This window comes from Citrobacter sp. RHBSTW-00881 (assembly GCF_013728515.1).
GTDB classification, from domain to species: domain Bacteria; phylum Pseudomonadota; class Gammaproteobacteria; order Enterobacterales; family Enterobacteriaceae; genus Citrobacter; species Citrobacter braakii.
Genome location: NZ_CP056269.1, coordinates 1,249,084 through 1,268,197 on the forward strand (window position 1 = coordinate 1,249,084; position 19,114 = coordinate 1,268,197).

Below are 19,114 nucleotides of genomic sequence, written 5' to 3' on the forward strand. Positions count from 1 at the left end.
ACGTAATTCATTACGAAGTTTAATTCACGAGCATCAAACTTAAATTGAAGAGTTTGATCATGGCTCAGATTGAACGCTGGCGGCAGGCCTAACACATGCAAGTCGAACGGTAGCACAGAGGAGCTTGCTCCTTGGGTGACGAGTGGCGGACGGGTGAGTAATGTCTGGGAAACTGCCCGATGGAGGGGGATAACTACTGGAAACGGTAGCTAATACCGCATAACGTCGCAAGACCAAAGAGGGGGACCTTCGGGCCTCTTGCCATCGGATGTGCCCAGATGGGATTAGCTAGTAGGTGGGGTAACGGCTCACCTAGGCGACGATCCCTAGCTGGTCTGAGAGGATGACCAGCCACACTGGAACTGAGACACGGTCCAGACTCCTACGGGAGGCAGCAGTGGGGAATATTGCACAATGGGCGCAAGCCTGATGCAGCCATGCCGCGTGTATGAAGAAGGCCTTCGGGTTGTAAAGTACTTTCAGCGAGGAGGAAGGTGTTGTGGTTAATAACCGCAGCAATTGACGTTACTCGCAGAAGAAGCACCGGCTAACTCCGTGCCAGCAGCCGCGGTAATACGGAGGGTGCAAGCGTTAATCGGAATTACTGGGCGTAAAGCGCACGCAGGCGGTCTGTCAAGTCGGATGTGAAATCCCCGGGCTCAACCTGGGAACTGCATCCGAAACTGGCAGGCTAGAGTCTTGTAGAGGGGGGTAGAATTCCAGGTGTAGCGGTGAAATGCGTAGAGATCTGGAGGAATACCGGTGGCGAAGGCGGCCCCCTGGACAAAGACTGACGCTCAGGTGCGAAAGCGTGGGGAGCAAACAGGATTAGATACCCTGGTAGTCCACGCCGTAAACGATGTCGACTTGGAGGTTGTGCCCTTGAGGCGTGGCTTCCGGAGCTAACGCGTTAAGTCGACCGCCTGGGGAGTACGGCCGCAAGGTTAAAACTCAAATGAATTGACGGGGGCCCGCACAAGCGGTGGAGCATGTGGTTTAATTCGATGCAACGCGAAGAACCTTACCTACTCTTGACATCCAGAGAACTTAGCAGAGATGCTTTGGTGCCTTCGGGAACTCTGAGACAGGTGCTGCATGGCTGTCGTCAGCTCGTGTTGTGAAATGTTGGGTTAAGTCCCGCAACGAGCGCAACCCTTATCCTTTGTTGCCAGCGATTCGGTCGGGAACTCAAAGGAGACTGCCAGTGATAAACTGGAGGAAGGTGGGGATGACGTCAAGTCATCATGGCCCTTACGAGTAGGGCTACACACGTGCTACAATGGCATATACAAAGAGAAGCGACCTCGCGAGAGCAAGCGGACCTCATAAAGTATGTCGTAGTCCGGATTGGAGTCTGCAACTCGACTCCATGAAGTCGGAATCGCTAGTAATCGTGGATCAGAATGCCACGGTGAATACGTTCCCGGGCCTTGTACACACCGCCCGTCACACCATGGGAGTGGGTTGCAAAAGAAGTAGGTAGCTTAACCTTCGGGAGGGCGCTTACCACTTTGTGATTCATGACTGGGGTGAAGTCGTAACAAGGTAACCGTAGGGGAACCTGCGGTTGGATCACCTCCTTACCTTAAAGAACCGACCTTTGTAGTGCTCACACAGATTGTCTGATGAAAAGTAAATAGCAAGGCGTCTTGCGATTGAGACTTCAGTGTCCCCTTCGTCTAGAGGCCCAGGACACCGCCCTTTCACGGCGGTAACAGGGGTTCGAATCCCCTAGGGGACGCCACTTGCTGGTATGTGTGAGTGAAAGTCGCCGACCGAAGTATCTCAAAACAGACTTTCGAGTCTCGTTTGAGATATTTGCTCTTTAAAAATCTGGATCAAGCTGAAAATTGAAACGACACACTGTTTCATTTCTCCGTAAACAAGAAATGAAAAGCGGTGTGTCCGAGTCTCTCAAATTTTCGCAACACTGAAGTGTTTTACGAAACATCTTCGGGTTGTGAGGTTAAGCGACTAAGCGTACACGGTGGATGCCCTGGCAGTCAGAGGCGATGAAGGACGTGCTAATCTGCGATAAGCGTCGGTAAGGTGATATGAACCGTTATAACCGGCGATTTCCGAATGGGGAAACCCAGTGTGATTCGTCACACTATCATTACGTGAATACATAGCGTAATGAAGCGAACCGGGGGAACTGAAACATCTAAGTACCCCGAGGAAAAGAAATCAACCGAGATTCCCCCAGTAGCGGCGAGCGAACGGGGAGCAGCCCAGAGTCTGAATCAGCATGTGTGGTAGTGGAACGGTCTGGAAAGTCCGGCGATACAGGGTGATAGCCCCGTACACAAAAGTGCATGTGTTGTGAACTCGAAGAGTAGGGCGGGACACGTGGTATCCTGTCTGAATATGGGGGGACCATCCTCCAAGGCTAAATACTCCTGACTGACCGATAGTGAACCAGTACCGTGAGGGAAAGGCGAAAAGAACCCCGGCGAGGGGAGTGAAAAAGAACCTGAAACCGTGTACGTACAAGCAGTGGGAGCCTCTTTATGGGGTGACTGCGTACCTTTTGTATAATGGGTCAGCGACTTATATTCTGTAGCAAGGTTAACCGAATAGGGGAGCCGAAGGGAAACCGAGTCTTAACTGGGCGTTAAGTTGCAGGGTATAGACCCGAAACCCGGTGATCTAGCCATGGGCAGGTTGAAGGTTGGGTAACACTAACTGGAGGACCGAACCGACTAATGTTGAAAAATTAGCGGATGACTTGTGGCTGGGGGTGAAAGGCCAATCAAACCGGGAGATAGCTGGTTCTCCCCGAAAGCTATTTAGGTAGCGCCTCGTGAACTCATCTTCGGGGGTAGAGCACTGTTTCGGCTAGGGGGTCATCCCGACTTACCAACCCGATGCAAACTGCGAATACCGAAGAATGTTATCACGGGAGACACACGGCGGGTGCTAACGTCCGTCGTGAAGAGGGAAACAACCCAGACCGCCAGCTAAGGTCCCAAAGTCATGGTTAAGTGGGAAACGATGTGGGAAGGCACAGACAGCCAGGATGTTGGCTTAGAAGCAGCCATCATTTAAAGAAAGCGTAATAGCTCACTGGTCGAGTCGGCCTGCGCGGAAGATGTAACGGGGCTAAACCATGCACCGAAGCTGCGGCAGCGACACTATGTGTTGTTGGGTAGGGGAGCGTTCTGTAAGCCGTTGAAGGTGTGCTGTGAGGCTTGCTGGAGGTATCAGAAGTGCGAATGCTGACATAAGTAACGATAATGCGGGTGAAAAACCCGCACGCCGGAAGACCAAGGGTTCCTGTCCAACGTTAATCGGGGCAGGGTGAGTCGACCCCTAAGGCGAGGCCGAAAGGCGTAGTCGATGGGAAACAGGTTAATATTCCTGTACTTGGTGTTACTGCGAAGGGGGGACGGAGAAGGCTATGTTAGCCGGGCGACGGTTGTCCCGGTTTAAGCATGTAGGCGGAGATTCCAGGTAAATCCGGAGTCTTGTTAACGCTGAGGTGTGATGACGAGGCACTACGGTGCTGAAGTAACAAATGCCCTGCTTCCAGGAAAAGCCTCTAAGCATCAGGTAACACGAAATCGTACCCCAAACCGACACAGGTGGTCAGGTAGAGAATACCAAGGCGCTTGAGAGAACTCGGGTGAAGGAACTAGGCAAAATGGTGCCGTAACTTCGGGAGAAGGCACGCTGATATGTAGGTGAAGTGATTTACTCATGGAGCTGAAATCAGTCGAAGATACCAGCTGGCTGCAACTGTTTATTAAAAACACAGCACTGTGCAAACACGAAAGTGGACGTATACGGTGTGACGCCTGCCCGGTGCCGGAAGGTTAATTGATGGGGTTATCCGTAAGGAGAAGCTCTTGATCGAAGCCCCGGTAAACGGCGGCCGTAACTATAACGGTCCTAAGGTAGCGAAATTCCTTGTCGGGTAAGTTCCGACCTGCACGAATGGCGTAATGATGGCCAGGCTGTCTCCACCCGAGACTCAGTGAAATTGAACTCGCTGTGAAGATGCAGTGTACCCGCGGCAAGACGGAAAGACCCCGTGAACCTTTACTATAGCTTGACACTGAACACTGGTCCTTGATGTGTAGGATAGGTGGGAGGCTTTGAAGTGTGGACGCCAGTCTGCATGGAGCCAACCTTGAAATACCACCCTTTAATGGCTGGTGTTCTAACGTAGACCCGTAATCCGGGTTGCGGACAGTGTCTGGTGGGTAGTTTGACTGGGGCGGTCTCCTCCTAAAGAGTAACGGAGGAGCACGAAGGTTAGCTAATCCTGGTCGGACATCAGGAGGTTAGTGCAAAGGCATAAGCTAGCTTGACTGCGAGAGTGACGGCTCGAGCAGGTGCGAAAGCAGGTCTTAGTGATCCGGTGGTTCTGAATGGAAGGGCCATCGCTCAACGGATAAAAGGTACTCCGGGGATAACAGGCTGATACCGCCCAAGAGTTCATATCGACGGCGGTGTTTGGCACCTCGATGTCGGCTCATCACATCCTGGGGCTGAAGTAGGTCCCAAGGGTATGGCTGTTCGCCATTTAAAGTGGTACGCGAGCTGGGTTTAGAACGTCGTGAGACAGTTCGGTCCCTATCTGCCGTGGGCGCTGGAGAATTGAGGGGGGCTGCTCCTAGTACGAGAGGACCGGAGTGGACGCATCACTGGTGTTCGGGTTGTCATGCCAATGGCATTGCCCGGTAGCTAAATGCGGAAGAGATAAGTGCTGAAAGCATCTAAGCACGAAACTTGCCCCGAGATGAGTTCTCCCTGACCCTTTAAGGGTCCTGAAGGAACGTTGAAGACGACGACGTTGATAGGTCGGGTGTGTAAGCGTAGCGATACGTTGAGCTAACCGATACTAATGAACCGTGAGGCTTAACCTTACAACGCCGAAGATGTTTTGGCGAAAGAGACATCGAAATTCAGCTTGATTACAGATTACATCGACATGCGAAAAGCGTGTTGATAAACAGAATTTGCCTGGCGGCTGTAGCGCGGTGGTCCCACCTGACCCCATGCCGAACTCAGAAGTGAAACGCCGTAGCGCCGATGGTAGTGTGGGGTCTCCCCATGCGAGAGTAGGGAACTGCCAGGCATCAAATAAGTGAAGAAGCCCATCCTGCCGGATGGGCTTTTTTGCGTCTGCAGGGAGTGAAAACTGCCGGATGCAGCGTACCATTTTATCCAGCCCATAAAAGTCCACTCTATTTCAAACCGATTTTTCTCATTCTCGAACATATCTGAATCCTTTCTCTGCTAATGAAAACCGTGATCTTTCTCTCATAATAAATTATAACAATTATATAACATTTATTTCACCAAAAAAGACACAACCACCATTGATAAATTAATGCAATCGTTGGCAGGGGTACAATTCTAATGGCTGATAGCAGTGTAACTGAGAACGGGGCGCTGGCAGACGGCGATACTCGGCGTCGTATATGGGCGATTGTCGGAGCATCATCAGGGAATCTGGTCGAATGGTTTGATTTCTATATCTATTCTTTCTGCTCTCTCTATTTTGCTCATATCTTTTTTCCATCAGGAAACACCACTACGCAACTCTTACAAACAGCCGGAGTTTTTGCTGCAGGCTTTCTGATGCGACCGATTGGCGGCTGGCTGTTTGGTCGCATCGCGGATAAGCACGGGCGTAAAAAGTCGATGCTGCTATCAGTTTGTATGATGTGTATGGGATCGCTGGTGATCGCTTGTCTTCCGGGATATGAAACCATCGGTACCTGGGCTCCTGCTCTATTGCTGCTGGCTAGGTTATTTCAGGGGCTGTCTGTGGGTGGTGAATACGGGACCAGCGCTACCTATATGAGTGAAGTAGCAGTTGAAGGTAAGAAAGGTTTTTATGCTTCCTTCCAGTACGTGACGTTAATCGGCGGGCAGTTACTGGCACTGCTGGTTGTGGTCATATTACAGCAAACGTTAGAAGACTCAGCGCTAAGATCGTGGGGTTGGCGTATTCCATTTGCGTTGGGCGCCGTACTGGCTATTGTTGCGTTATGGCTGCGTCGACAGTTGGATGAAACCTCGAAACAGGACGTTCGCGCGCTGAAAGAAGCTGGCTCTCTGAAAGGTCTGTGGCGTAATCGCAAAGCGTTCATCATGGTGCTTGGCTTTACCGCTGCTGGCTCGCTCTGTTTTTACACGTTCACAACCTACATGCAGAAGTACCTGGTTAACACTGCCGGTATGCATGCCAACGTAGCCAGTGGGATTATGACGGCGGCACTGTGTGTGTTTATGCTAGTGCAACCGTTGTTCGGTGCCTTGTCAGATAAAATTGGCCGACGTACTTCAATGCTGTGTTTTGGCGCGTTGGCCGCGATTTTCACCGTCCCCATTCTGACAGCGTTGCAAAGCGTGACGTCCCCGTATATGGCGTTTGCTCTGGTGATGTGTGCCTTGCTGATTGTGAGTTTCTATACGTCAATCAGCGGTATTCTGAAGGCCGAGATGTTCCCGGCACAGGTGCGCGCTCTGGGGGTTGGATTATCTTATGCGGTGGCCAATGCTCTGTTTGGTGGCTCAGCCGAATATGTTGCGTTATCCCTGAAGTCTGTCGGTATGGAAACAACATTCTTCTGGTACGTTACAGCACTGGCAATAGTCGCATTTTTGGTATCGCTGATGCTGCATGGGAAGGGGAAAGGTCTGCGCCTCTAGTGATGTGCCAGTTGCCAGACCGCATAGCCGGTAGACGCACCTGCAACATCCCAGGCGAAGTCTTTCCAGCTCCAGCCGCTCCCAGCGGGACGGCTGTCCCATAACTCTTTTGATGCGCCCAGGCTGACAGAGAACATCAGGCCGATAGCCGCGCTGCGATCGCGGCTGTTGCCCTGATGTTGAGCATATTCGTTTCCAGCTGCGGAGAGCATAGCGGAGGCGATAAAGTGTTGAGCCTTGTCTTGTCCGCTCCAGCGGTCGTTTGCCATGTGGCTGCAGCCAGAAATGGCCAGAATACTGAAAAGAATAAACAAGCGCACCGTTGCCTCCATAGGAAAAACCCCGTCACTGGACGGGGTCTTGGTTACAGAATACGGCTAATTAGTCTGTCGATACGGATTCGGCGTAGTCGACGGATGAGCTTACGCACTTTGACTGGATAGTCGGCAATGCTTTGCAGGTCGCGATAGTGCTTAACGACGGTGGTATGCGTGCGAATAAGCTCCAGTTCTTTATCGCGCTGGGGAGTCAGCTCTTGCTTCGGATCGTGGATAAGGATGGCGTTTTCCAGATCCAGACGCCAGGCGCGAGGGTTAAGGTTGTTGCCGGTGAGCAGCATCCATTTATCATCAACCCACATGCCTTTCAGATGATAGGTGTTGTCATCATCTTTCCATAAGCGCACGACCAGTTGGTCGGTATTCACGTAATATTGCAGTCTGCTCAGGAAACGGCGCAGGTTAATTTCATACAGGTAGGGCAGCGCGCCGATGATTTTAAATGGCTCATCTTCTGGAATGAAAAAGTCGTTGGCGGTTTTATCACCGACAATGATCTCGACCTTTTTGCCTTCACGCAGCAGCTGAATGATATTGCGCACCAGTATAGCGGGCAGGTTGAAATAAGGGGTACAGATTGTGAGCTTGTGCTCCGCGCAGGGCATAAGGTGGAAAATGGTCTTATTTAACAGACTGGATTTTCCAAGGCCTACCAGAGGCGTTACCGAGAGCTGTTCATTATCCGCATCACCCTGAAAATGGAATGACGCATTGCGCAGTTCCTGACGGTAAAGGCGGATGTCGTTTTTAATTTCCGGGCTTTTAGGGCGATTAATATCATCAAGACGATTAACGCCGCGACCGTTCATCAGGTTCTGCGTGACCCAATCGAACATGATATCGGCCATTTGCGCGTTGCGAATCAACTGATAACGGTCATAGCGATATTTATCATGCTGATGCAGATAAACATCATTCAGGCTGGCCCCGCTGTACAGGACGCTGTCATCGATGATAAAGCCTTTAAAATGCAGGACGCCAAGCGCTTCTCGGGTGTTAATCGGAACACCGTAGACAGGAATATCAATACCTGGGTTTTCTTGTGCCATTCGGCAATACCAGTCAGCGTTGGTATTCGATGCCGCAGCACCAATACGTCCGCGCTGGGCTCGGTGCCAGTCGACAAGCACCCGGACATCCAGTTCAGGACGCTGCCGTTTTGCCGCATAGAGCGCGTCGAGTATGCCTTTGCCACCGTCATCCTGTTCCAGGTACAGCGCAATAATGCAGATCCGTCGCGTCGCGCTGGCTATTTTTTCCAGCAGAGTCTCCCTGAAATTAGCGGGAGCATAAAAGAAATCTACATCATCAACTGACTGAGAAATCTTGGGTAGTTGGGCAAGGTGTTGTTGATGTTTATTACGCTTAAATTTTGACAACATCACAGTGCATTTCTTCTCTGTTCATTGAAGGGTCCTCTGTGCTATGCAGACGACATAAGCGGGTAATGATACCACCAGTACCTATTAATGTGGTCAACATTTCCAGTACCTTACTCACGATTCCTCAAATTGGGCCAGATTAAGCGTTAGCCCAACAATTCCCTCTTCGAGTTGGACGTCAACAGCGAACCCGAGTTTCCGGGCCAGGGCGACCATCCCACGATTGTTTGGCATCGTAATACCATTCAAACGTCTAAGTCCGTGATCTCGGGTATATGCAATTAATTTTTCCATCAACCGGCGACCCAGTCCAAGCCCTTTGAGATCTGAACGAACCAGCACGGCGAACTCGGCGTCAATGTTATCAGGATCCGAGATTGCTCGCGTTACGCCGAGGATCTCTTGCTGATTGTTTTTACAGCGTACCGCAACAAAGGCCATTTCCCGATCGTAGTCGATCTGCGTCATATTGGCTAAATCTTCGTGGGTAAATTCGTTGATCTCACTGAAATAGCGATAATAAAGATCTTCTTTTGTTACCTGAGAAATGAACTGCTGCAGATGAGGTTCATCCTCGGGCAAAATAGGGCGGAACAAGCAACGCTCGCCGTTCTTCAACTCCACCCATTCTTCAAGCTGATGGGGGTAGGGACGTATAGCCAGCCTGCTTTCGTTATCGCCCGTGAAAGGGGCAATGTCCAGCGTGACATCCAGCGCGGTAAATTCACCGGCGGAGGCCAACAGCGGATGAATATCCAGACGCTGAATTTCCGGACAATCGACGATCAGATTGGAGACCTGCACCAGAAGCTGACTTAACCCGGCGATATCCAATGGGCGTAATGCGCTGCGAGCGCGGATCTTTTTATTTTTGATCCCCTGGATCACCAGATAACGCGCCAGATTCATGTTCAATGGCGGCAACGCCACCACGGCTTGCTCTTCTGGTCGCCACTCAACTCCGCCTTCACCAAGCATAATCAACGGGCCAAATACCGGGTCATGTTCAACGACGACGCGCAGCTCCTGAGCGCCAGCGCGATTCGCCATACTTTGTACTAATAAACCGTGAATGCGCGCCTGCGGCCAGGCCATTTTTACCCGATCAAAAATCGCATTGGCTGCCTGCTGCACCTCTGTTGCCGTTCGCAGGTAGAGCATTACCCCCTGAACTTCTGATTTATGCGGGATATCAGGAGAACGTAGCTTTAGCGCCACCGGGTAACCGATTTGCTCCGCGATGTGTACGGCTTCAGCGCTGTCGCTGGCGATCCACGTCGGCAGCGTGTGTAAGCCATAGGCTTGTAAAATCGGCTGCACTTCATGGGTATCCAGCGACGTTGCTCCTTCAGCAATCGCCTGCTGTAACAGATTATGCGCCTCGGCGGTGTTGGTGGTCAGGTAATCGGGCAGCGCAGGGGTTTCCCGCAGTTGCTTCTGGTTACGCCGGTACTCCACCATATGCATAAACGCGGTGATGGTGCCTTCTGGCGTGCGGTAGGTAGGTAATCCGGCTTCGCTAAACAGTCTACGGGCTTCCTGGGAGGAAAACTCTCCGCACCAGTTGGTCAGCAACGAGACGAACTTACCGCGGGGATGACGTTTTACCGCTTCGATTAACGCTTGTGCGCTTTCTGTTCCCGGGGCGGCTGCGCTGGGTGAGTGAATCACCATCAGTGCATCGAAATCCTGGCTGGCGAGCAAGATATCCAGCGTCTTAATGTAGTGTTCGCTGCTGGCGTCGTCACGCAGATCCAGCGGGTTGGCGATATCAATATGTTCAGGTAACGCATCGCGTAATTTCTGGCAGGTATCTTCACTCAATGTCGCCAACTTGCCATTTTTTGACCACAGCTCATCTAATGCCAGTGCGGCAGGCGCGGCCCCATTGCTGATGATCATCAGCCTGTCGCCGCGCAGTGGACGCATGTGGCTCAGGGTTTCTACCGCAGAGAAGAGCTCGTGAGTGTCTTGTACGCGTAATAAACCGGCGCGCTGGATAGCTGCGTCCCACGCAGGGTCCATCCCTGCACTGGTATGCAGTAAACGCTGTGCCGCCGGACTACGACCACTCTTAATCACCAGAATGGGTTTATTGCGCGAGGCGCTACGGGCGGCGGAGACAAAGCGCCGGGCATCACTTAAATGTTCGAGATAAAGTAATATCGCGCTGGTTTTACTGTCGCGCGCCAGGTAATCCAGCAGTTCATCAACGTCGATATCAAGGCTGTCGCCCAGCGCGATAAACCAGGAAAAACCCATGTCGCGCTGTTGCGCCCAGTCCAGAATGGTGTTGGAAATCGCCGCTGACTGGGAAATAAATGCCAACTTACCGCGCTTGATGGGAACGGGGGAAAAGCTGGCGTTAAGCCCCTGCCAGGGCGCGAGAAGTCCCAGGCTGTTTGGGCCGAGGAGACGTATGTTGTAGCGTGCGGCGCAGGCCAACAATTCCAGGTGCTGCGATGCGGGAGCTGAAAGAATAATGCAGGTTTTACAGCCTTTCTCGCCAAGCGCTTCGAGTAATGCCAGGTTGCGGCTGGCATTGGTGCACAACACGGCAAGGTCTGGGCTAAAAGGCAGGCTGTTGATATTGGGCCAGGCCAGGACGCCCAACACCGCTTTCCATGCTGGCGTCACTGGTAAAACAGGTCCATTGAAACCGCCGGCAAGCAGGTTACGCATCATTAGGTAACCTGCGCGATTAGGCTTCATTGACGCCCCAATCACCGCAATGGATTTCGGTCGCAGTAGTGCTTCCAGACCACGCTGACTCATATCGGCTTCCTTAATGACACCAGTGACCGAATGATTTTAAACGCTTTCTGGCGAGTCTGCTGTGACGCTTCCCTGATGTTGAGTTTTTCCTGCCAGGTAGCGGGTTTTAAAGCGAGTGAAATGATCGCTCAACCCCTCCGCGGCTTGCGTATCGCCCGCCAGATCCAACAACGCGATGGCCACTTCGGCAGTACAGTATTGCCCTTCGGCGTGAATGCCACGCAGGTGGTAAGCGGAAAGTCGCGATAAATCAACGGAGATCACCGGCAGGTTATCAAGGTACGGGCTTTTGCGGAACATTTTACGCGCTTCAGGCCAGGTACCATCAAGCATGATAAACAACGGTGGTTTACCGGCTGGTGGCGCGAAAATCACCTCACGCTCTTCGCCCGCATAGGATGCCGGGAATACAACCATAGGCTGGTAATCCGGATTTTTCACCAGTTCGAGCAGCGCCTGTGGCGGTTCGGTGCGTGACCACTGAAAAGCCGTGGTATCGGGCAAAATATCGGCAATCAAACGTCCCGTATTGCTGGGCTTCATCGGCTCGGTATCAAACATCACCAGACAAAAGCGGCTTTTGGCCTCAGACGACACAAGCGTTGCGCACAAGCAGAGCTTCAGAGGCAGCAGGCAGCGCTGACAGCGGCGAATGCGATTACCTCGGGCAAGGAAAGGACGCGTGGCGCGCGCGAGGCGCTCAGCGCGTAACTGAAGAACAGCGTTATCGGTCATGGGAGAACACGTTGAAAAACGCTATTGTCGCAGAGGTGAAAACGGGGCACAAGATGCGCCCCGTAGAGATTATAATGATTCGTTAAGCCAGCTATCAAACGGGGCTTTAGGTACGGCGCCATTAAGCATGTCGACGATTTCACCTTTTCTGAAGATCATAATGGTCGGGATGCTGCGGATACCGAAACGGGCGCTGAGTTCACGCTCGGCTTCTGTATTCACTTTAACAAAACGCACTTTACCGCTACGCTCTTCCGCGACATCTTCAAAAATCGGGGCGAAGTTACGGCATGGACCACACCAGGGGGCCCAAAAATCAACCACCACCGGGAGATCGTCTTTTAACAGTTTATCCAGTGTTTCACCGGTCGCATTGATCACCTCCCCATCAAACAGGTCGTGACCACAGCGTCCGCATTTAGCCGCTTCCTGGACACGATCGTCGGGGATGCGGTTGATAGCCTGGCAGCTGGTACAAACGGTATTCATAACTAACCTCTGGATGAGTGGAGTGGACTTCACGGCAGTAACGCCAGTATGTTTCTATTATGTTACATATTATCGGGGAGTCTGTGCTAAACAACAATGCGTTTTATTCAATGAGTACAATAGTCCTTAGCTTTTAAATGAAATAATGGCTAACGACGTGCACATCGGGTAATCTTCGCGCTTCGCGCAGAGCAGGTGGAGAAAAACATGAGCGACGAACTGAAGAACAAAAACGGCAAGGTCAAAGTGATGTACGTCCGCAGTGACGATGACTCGGACAAACGCACCCAAAATCCACGTACTGGTAAAGGCGGCGGTCGCCCCGGTACTTCCCGAGCCGAAGGCGGTCGTCGCCCTGCCCGTGATGACAGAAAGGGTCCGAACAGCGAACGTGGTCGTGAACGTGGTCGTGGCCGCGATGTAGAACGCGATCGTGGACGTGAAGATTCACCATGGCGTACCGTGTCCCGCGCACCGAATGATGATGCAGCAGACAAAGCCGATCACGGTGGTATCAGCGGCAAAAGCTTTATCGATCCTGAAGTATTACGTCGCCAGCGCGCGGAAGAAACCCGCGTTTACGGTGAGAATGCCTGTCAGGCTCTGTTCCAGAGTCGTCCGGACGCTATTGTTCGCGCCTGGTTTGTTCAGAGCGTAACCCCGCGCTTTAAAGAAGCATTACGCTGGATGGCGGCGAACCGCAAAGCCTACCACGTGGTTGACGAAGCCGAGCTGGCGAAAGCCTCCGGCACTGAACACCATGGCGGCGTCTGTTTCCTGATCAAAAAACGTAACGGTACCACTGTTAAGCAGTGGGTTGGTCAGGCCGGGGCGCAGGATTGCGTGCTGGCCCTGGAAGACATTGCTAACCCGCACAACCTGGGCGGCATGATGCGTAGCTGCGCGCACTTCGGTGTGAAAGGCGTAGTGGTACAGGATGCGGCGCTGTTGGAATCAGGTGCGGCTATCCGCACTGCTGAAGGCGGAGCTGAGCACGTTCAGCCGATCACCGGTGACAGTATTGTCGATGTGCTGGACGACTTCCGTAAAGCGGGTTACACGGTAGTGATGACCTCAAGCGTGAAAGGCAAGCCGCTGTTTACTACCACGTTGCCGGAAAAAATGGTGCTGGTATTAGGGCGTGAGCGTGAGGCTCTGCCAGAAGCAGCATGCTCAGCCGACGACCTGTGCGTGGCGATAAACGGTACGGGCAACGTAGAAACGCTCAACGTTTCTGTCGCGACCGGCGTGCTGCTCGCGGAGTGGTGGCGTCAGAACAAAGCCTGATAATAAAAATGCCAGCGATTCGCTGGCATTTTTTTACTCGCTTTCTGCGGGTAATACCGGCGTCCAGTCAATCGGCTTTTCACCTCGCTGTTCCAGCCACTCATTAGCCAGTACAAAATGATTGCAGCCAAAGAAACCGCGATGCGCAGAGAGCGGTGATGGGTGCGGCGCTTTCAATACATGGTGACGCTGCGCATCAATAATCGCACCTTTCTTTTGTGCGTGTGAACCCCAGAGCAGGAATACCACGCCTTCCCGATGTTGGTTAATCAGGCTGATGACTTTATCGGTAAATGTTTCCCATCCCAGACTGGCGTGCGAATGTGCCTGCCCGGCGCGGACAGTAAGCACGGTGTTGAGTAACAGCACACCCTGGCGTGCCCAGCTTTCCAGATATCCGTGCGTTGGGCGTGTGAAGCCAGGAATCGTTGCTTCCAGCTCTTTGTACATGTTCAGCAACGAGGGCGGGGTGGCAATACCGGGGCGGACAGAAAACGCGAGACCGTGTGCCTGGCCCGGACCGTGGTAAGGATCCTGACCCAGGATGACGACTTTCACGTCACCAAGTTCGGTAAAGCGAAAAGCGTTGAATACATCTTTTTGTGGCGGATAAATTGTCATACCCGACTGACGCTCGCCCGCCACAGTATGCAGCGTGTTAACAAAATAAGGCTGCTGTTTCTCTTCTGCCAGCACATCGTGCCAGGTTAATTCGGTGGCCATCTCGCTCTCCTGCGAATTTTCAATCCCCCTAGCTTAACTGCTTCTTTCGACGTCGCAAAATTCTGTACGTTTCTCAAGGGTCTACCCCTTAAAGATAGTTGAAAATTTATGTAAAAAGTTTAGCTGCGCATGTGGTGTAAGTTGATGTAAAACAATAAAATCCACCTATCACCACTTTTCATGTGTGGTTTTTATTGATTTAAATCAAAGATTCAAGGGTGTGTGAGGGGTATATATACACTCAAGCAACAATGGTTTTACCAATTGGCCGGATGACGGCCAACCGAGATCAAATAATTTTGCCGGGGAGGCATCAAATGATTACAGGTATCCAGATTACTAAAGCTGCAAATGACGACCTGCTGAACTCTTTCTGGCTGCTGGACAGCGAAAAAGGCGAAGCACGCTGCATCGTTGCGAAAGCAGGTTTCAATGCTGATGAAGTCGTTGCTGTCAGCAAACTGGGTGAAATCGAATACCGTGAAGTACCGGTAGACGTACAGCCGGAAGTCCGTGTGGAAGGTGGTCAGCACCTGAACGTGAACGTTCTGCGCCGCGAAACTCTGGAAGATGCGGTTAAGCATCCGGAAAAATATCCGCAGCTGACCATCCGTGTTTCTGGTTATGCCGTGCGTTTCAACTCTCTGACGCCAGAACAGCAGCGCGACGTTATTGCTCGTACCTTTACTGAGAGCCTGTAAGGTTCACGGGGAATAACCCCTTCTGGCAGAGAATCTGAAAGCGGAAGATGCCAACGTATCTTCCGCTTTTTTGTGCACAAAAAATGCCGGGCTAAACGGCCCGGCATTCGGTTTACTCTTTGTCGGACTGCTGGGTAGCAGCTCCGCTCGGCTTACGGCGTTTGCCGACATTTTTGGCGTCGCGGTGACGTTTTTTCACCCGCGGTTTCTCTTTCTCTTTTGCTTTTTGCTCGGCGCGCTTCGCCAGCACTTTCTTGGATGGCTTACCGTTAGATTTCTCACTTGGCGCGCGCGTGGTTGGACGCAGTTCGTCGATGACGCGTGCTTTCAGTGGCTCGTCAATATAGCGGCTCGCTTTGCCGAGCAGCAGATGGTCGTGGGCTTCAACCAAAGAGATCGCAGTACCTTTACGGCCTGCACGACCGGTACGGCCAATGCGGTGCAGATAGGCATCGCCACTGCGCGGCATGTCGAAGTTAAACACGTGGCTGACGTCAGGAATATCGATCCCACGAGCGGCAACGTCGGTTGCTACCAGTACGTTCACACGACCATCGGTCAGGCGTTTGATCGCTTCATTACGTTTGTTCTGCACCATCTCGCCTTCGAGATAGCAGTTATTAATGCCCGCCTGGCGCAGCCAGCCTGCCAGCTCGTGCACACGCTCGCGTTTACGTACGAAGACAATCGAGCGGGTCGCTTCCGGCTGTTTTAACAAATGGATCAGCAGGGCAGTTTTGTGCTCGATGTCATCGGCACGGTAGTAAAACTGATGAATCTTCTTGCGTTCGCGCGTAGACGGATCCGCCGAAACTTCGACCGGATCCTCCAGCAGACGCTCAGCAAAATCTTTGATCGCATTGCCTTCCAGCGTGGCGGAGAACAGCATGGTTTGCTTACGCCAACGGGTTTCTCCAGCGATATGCTCGATGTCCTGGGCAAAGCCCATGTCCAGCATGCGGTCTGCTTCATCGAGGATTAGTGTCTCAACCGCATGGCAGTCGAAGTTTTCTTCTTTAATGTACTGCAGCAGACGACCGGTAGTGGCGACCACGATGTCCTGGTTTTCGCTAAAGACTTCCATGTGGTTCATGTAAGCCACGCCGCCGGTAATCGTGGCGATATCCAGATGCGTATTCTTCGCCAGTTCACGGGCGTGTTCGGCAACCTGCATCGCCAGTTCGCGCGTCGGTGTCAAAATCAAAATGCGCGGCGGGCCAGATTTCTTGCGCGGGAAGTCGAGCAGGTGCTGCAACGCTGGCAGCAAATATGCCGCCGTTTTACCGGTGCCTGTCGGCGCAGAACCGAGTACATCACGGCCATCGAGCGCAGGCGGAATGGCGGCAGCCTGAATGGCGGTCGGGCGAGTGAAACCTTTTTCCTGGAGGGCATCCAGAAGGCTTTCATCGAGTTCAAGTTCGGAAAAAGTCGTTACAGTCATGTTCTACCTCTGAGTGGGGCGCTGATTATAGACGTTACGGCTGCAATCTTCATCTGTTTGTATGGATATACCTTCTCAGGTATTGTTTTTATCCTATGTTATCGTTTTTTTTCCAGGAAGGTTGTTCTTCATGCCTCAGTCTACATCCGTACTTAGACGTAATGGATTTACTTTTAAGCAGTTTTTTGTGGCACACGATCGTTGTGCAATGAAAGTCGGAACGGACGGCATTTTATTGGGGGCCTGGGCCCCTGTTGCTGGCGTAAAGCGGATCCTGGATATTGGTACCGGGAGCGGCCTGTTGGCGCTGATGCTGGCCCAGCGCACAGATGAAAACGTCATCATTGACGCTGTGGAGCTTGATGTTGATGCCGCGCAGCAGGCGCAGGAGAACATCGCGCAATCCCCGTGGATGCATCGCGTGAACGTTCATACGGAAGATGTGCAGCAGTGGATACCGCGCCAGACCGTGCGCTTTGATTTGATCATCAGCAACCCTCCCTATTATGAACAGGGAGTGGAATGTGCCACGCCGCAGCGCGAGCAGGCTCGCTACACCACCACGCTCGATCATCAAGTATTGCTAACGCTGGCGGCAGACAGCATTACGGAAGAAGGTTTTTTCTGTGTGGTGCTGCCCGAACAGATTGGTAACGCATTTTCCCAGCAGGCACTGGGCATGGGCTGGCATCTACGATTGCGCACGGATGTAGCAGAAACCGAGGCCCGACTACCGAATCGGGTACTGCTGGCATTCTCCCCGCAGGCCGGGGAGTGCTTTAGTGACAGGCTGGTGATCCGTGGGCCAGACCAACGTTACTCTGAAGGTTACACGGCGCTGACCCAGGCGTTTTATCTGTTCATGTGATGACTTAGCGGCGAGAGAATGGACGGGCCCGCCTCTGGAAGCTGTTCTGGATAATCCAGCGTATAGTGCAGGCCCCGACTCTCTTTACGCATCATCGCGCAGCGGACAATCAGCTCAGCAACCTGCACCAGATTGCGCAGTTCCAGCAAGTTGTTCGACACGCGGAAATGAGCGTAATACTCGTCGATTTCCTGTTGCAACATGGTGATACGGCGCAGGGCGCGCTCCAGACGTTTAGTTGTGCGCACGATACCGACGTAATCCCACATAAATAGCCGCAGCTCATGCCAGTTATGCTGAATCACAACCAGTTCATCCGGGTTTTCTACCCGGCTTTCATCCCAATCCGGGAGGGTGCTGACGCTGCGAGCATAAGGCATTCGCCTGTCGATATCTTCAGCCGCGGACCAGCCGTAAACCAGGCACTCCAGTAATGAGTTTGACGCCATCCGGTTGGCTCCATGCAGGCCGGTGTAACTCACTTCGCCGATCGCATACAGCCCGTCGACATCCGTACGGCCAAAGTCATCCACCATCACGCCGCCGCAGGTATAGTGCGCGGCAGGAACGATGGGAACCGGTTCTTTGGTCAAATCGATGCCCAGCCCCAGCAATTTTTCATAAATCATCGGGAAATGCTGACGAACAAATTCTTCCGGTTTATGGCTGATGTCGAGAAACATGCAGTCAGCGCCCAGGCGCTTCATTTCGTGGTCGATGGCGCGGGCAACAATATCGCGGGGAGCCAGTTCGCCACGCTCGTCAAAATCGGGCATAAAGCGCGAACCGTCCGGGCGCTTCAGATGTGCACCTTCGCCACGCAGCGCCTCGGTTAGCAGAAAGTTGCGCGCCTGCGGGTGATACAGCGCCGTCGGGTGAAACTGGTTAAATTCCAGGTTGGCGACACGGCATCCCGCGCGCCAGGCCATCGCAATCCCGTCACCCGAGGAAATATCTGGATTGGTGGTGTATTGGTACACCTTTGACGCGCCGCCGGTGGCCAACACTACTGACTTGGCATGGCAGGTTTCTACGGCTTCTTTATTACGGTTCCAGATCCAGGCTCCGACAACCCGACGCGTTCCCGGCAGACCGATTTTATCGGAGACAATCAGATCGACGGCATTACTGCGCTCAAGAACCCGTATGTTGGGGTGATTTTGTGCCTGGCTGACGAGGGTGGTTTCGACTTCTTTACCGGTGGCATCCGCAGAGTGCAGAATGCGTCGATGGCTATGACCACCTTCACGGGTCAGGTGATAGCTCTCCTCACCGTTGGGCTGAACCTGCGTATCAAATAAGACGCCCTGATCGATAAGCCACTGAACGCAGGTGCGGGCATTGCTGGCGACAAATTCAACCGCATGGCGATCGCACAGGCCGGCCCCGGCAATCAGGGTATCTTCAACGTGGGAATCGATGCTGTCGGTTTCATCAAACACCGCGGCAATACCGCCCTGGGCATAAAATGTCGAGCCTTCGCTGACCGGACCTTTGCTCAGGACAATAACCTGATGTTTTTCGGCCAGGCGCAGCGCCAGTGAGAGTCCGGCAGCCCCGCTGCCAATGATCAGCACGTCACAGGATAATTCAGGAGTCGTATTCATGATTTTTGTTTAATTTACTAAACAGTGTTTGGTCACCATAGCACCTCTTTGCGCGATACTGCACGTTTTATTTTTAAATGTGTTGCAGTGACTAAACATGAA

The 19,114-nt window shown here is 52.6% G+C and carries 12 protein-coding genes, 1 tRNA gene and 3 rRNA genes; 8 read left to right on the plus strand and 8 right to left on the minus strand.

All coding sequences use genetic code 11. The features are described 5' to 3' along the window. The first annotated feature begins 41 nt into the window (after positions 1–41). The 5 genes from HV311_RS05890 (at position 42) to HV311_RS05910 (ending at position 6,666) form a co-directional block, all read left to right on the plus strand. Positions 42–1,583: ribosomal RNA gene (locus HV311_RS05890) — 16S ribosomal RNA — on the plus strand. Positions 1,584–1,668: 85 nt separating this feature from the next. Further along, positions 1,669–1,744: transfer RNA gene (locus tag HV311_RS05895), tRNA-Glu, on the plus strand. 220 nt (positions 1,745–1,964) lie between these two features. After that, a 23S ribosomal RNA gene (locus tag HV311_RS05900) occupies positions 1,965–4,871 on the plus strand. A 96-nt stretch (positions 4,872–4,967) separates the two neighbouring features. Continuing rightward, positions 4,968–5,083: ribosomal RNA gene (rrf, locus tag HV311_RS05905) — 5S ribosomal RNA — on the plus strand. The 16S, 23S and 5S rRNA genes sit together here with 1 tRNA gene alongside, the layout of an rRNA operon. Positions 5,084–5,367: 284 nt before the next feature. After that, positions 5,368–6,666: an MFS transporter gene (locus HV311_RS05910; RefSeq protein WP_016154060.1), complete on the plus strand. Its 1,299-nt coding sequence runs from the start codon at positions 5,368–5,370 to the stop codon at positions 6,664–6,666. Here HV311_RS05910 and HV311_RS05915 read toward each other — a convergent pair. From HV311_RS05915 to trxC, 5 genes are all read right to left on the minus strand, one after another. Next, a complete protein-coding gene (locus tag HV311_RS05915) occupies positions 6,663–6,935 on the minus strand; it encodes a YfiM family lipoprotein (RefSeq protein ID WP_231040545.1) in 273 nt (90 codons plus the stop codon). The genes HV311_RS05910 and HV311_RS05915 overlap by 4 nt on opposite strands. Before the next feature lie 95 nt (positions 6,936–7,030). Next, positions 7,031–8,386: a CDP-diacylglycerol--serine O-phosphatidyltransferase gene (pssA, locus tag HV311_RS05920; RefSeq protein ID WP_191221180.1), complete on the minus strand. Its 1,356-nt coding sequence runs from the start codon at positions 8,384–8,386 to the stop codon at positions 7,031–7,033. A 114-nt stretch (positions 8,387–8,500) separates the two neighbouring features. Beyond that, positions 8,501–11,161 (minus strand): bifunctional acetate--CoA ligase family protein/GNAT family N-acetyltransferase, encoded by a 2,661-nt coding sequence (locus tag HV311_RS05925; protein WP_191220844.1) that lies wholly within the window; start codon positions 11,159–11,161, stop codon positions 8,501–8,503. 36 nt (positions 11,162–11,197) lie between these two features. Next, positions 11,198–11,896 (minus strand): tRNA-uridine aminocarboxypropyltransferase, encoded by a 699-nt coding sequence (tapT, locus tag HV311_RS05930; RefSeq protein WP_104651142.1) that lies wholly within the window; start codon positions 11,894–11,896, stop codon positions 11,198–11,200. Positions 11,897–11,965: 69 nt separating this feature from the next. Further along, positions 11,966–12,385 carry a thioredoxin TrxC gene (trxC, locus tag HV311_RS05935; RefSeq protein ID WP_003037559.1) on the minus strand — a complete coding sequence of 140 codons (420 nt, stop codon included), beginning with the start codon at positions 12,383–12,385 and terminating at the stop codon, positions 11,966–11,968. A 207-nt stretch (positions 12,386–12,592) separates the two neighbouring features. On the opposite strand from trxC, the gene HV311_RS05940 reads away from it, so the two are divergent. Next, positions 12,593–13,672, plus strand: coding sequence for a tRNA/rRNA methyltransferase (locus HV311_RS05940; RefSeq protein WP_153647080.1), 1,080 nt, complete (start codon positions 12,593–12,595; stop codon positions 13,670–13,672). Between the two features lie 33 nt (positions 13,673–13,705). Here the strand turns inward: HV311_RS05940 and ung are convergent, their stop codons facing one another. Next, positions 13,706–14,395 (minus strand): uracil-DNA glycosylase, encoded by a 690-nt coding sequence (ung, locus tag HV311_RS05945; RefSeq protein ID WP_016154055.1) that lies wholly within the window; start codon positions 14,393–14,395, stop codon positions 13,706–13,708. 317 nt (positions 14,396–14,712) lie between these two features. Between ung and grcA the strand changes: the two genes are divergently transcribed. Continuing rightward, entirely contained in the window at positions 14,713–15,096 is a 384-nt protein-coding gene (gene grcA / locus HV311_RS05950) for an autonomous glycyl radical cofactor GrcA (RefSeq protein ID WP_003037563.1), read from the plus strand. A 112-nt stretch (positions 15,097–15,208) separates the two neighbouring features. Here the strand turns inward: grcA and srmB are convergent, their stop codons facing one another. Then, on the minus strand, positions 15,209–16,537 hold the full coding sequence (gene srmB, locus HV311_RS05955; protein WP_191220845.1) for an ATP-dependent RNA helicase SrmB: 1,329 nt from the start codon (positions 16,535–16,537) through the stop codon (positions 15,209–15,211). 130 nt (positions 16,538–16,667) lie between these two features. Here srmB and trmN point away from each other — a divergent pair, with 130 nt between their 5' ends. Beyond that, positions 16,668–17,405, plus strand: a complete 738-nt coding sequence (gene trmN, locus HV311_RS05960; protein ID WP_075847623.1) for a tRNA(1)(Val) (adenine(37)-N(6))-methyltransferase TrmN — start codon at positions 16,668–16,670, stop codon at positions 17,403–17,405. On the opposite strand, the gene nadB is transcribed toward trmN, so the two are convergent. After that, positions 17,390–19,012 carry an L-aspartate oxidase gene (gene nadB, locus HV311_RS05965; RefSeq protein ID WP_047358259.1) on the minus strand — a complete coding sequence of 541 codons (1,623 nt, stop codon included), beginning with the start codon at positions 19,010–19,012 and terminating at the stop codon, positions 17,390–17,392. The genes trmN and nadB overlap by 16 nt on opposite strands. Positions 19,013–19,114 lie beyond the last annotated feature (102 nt).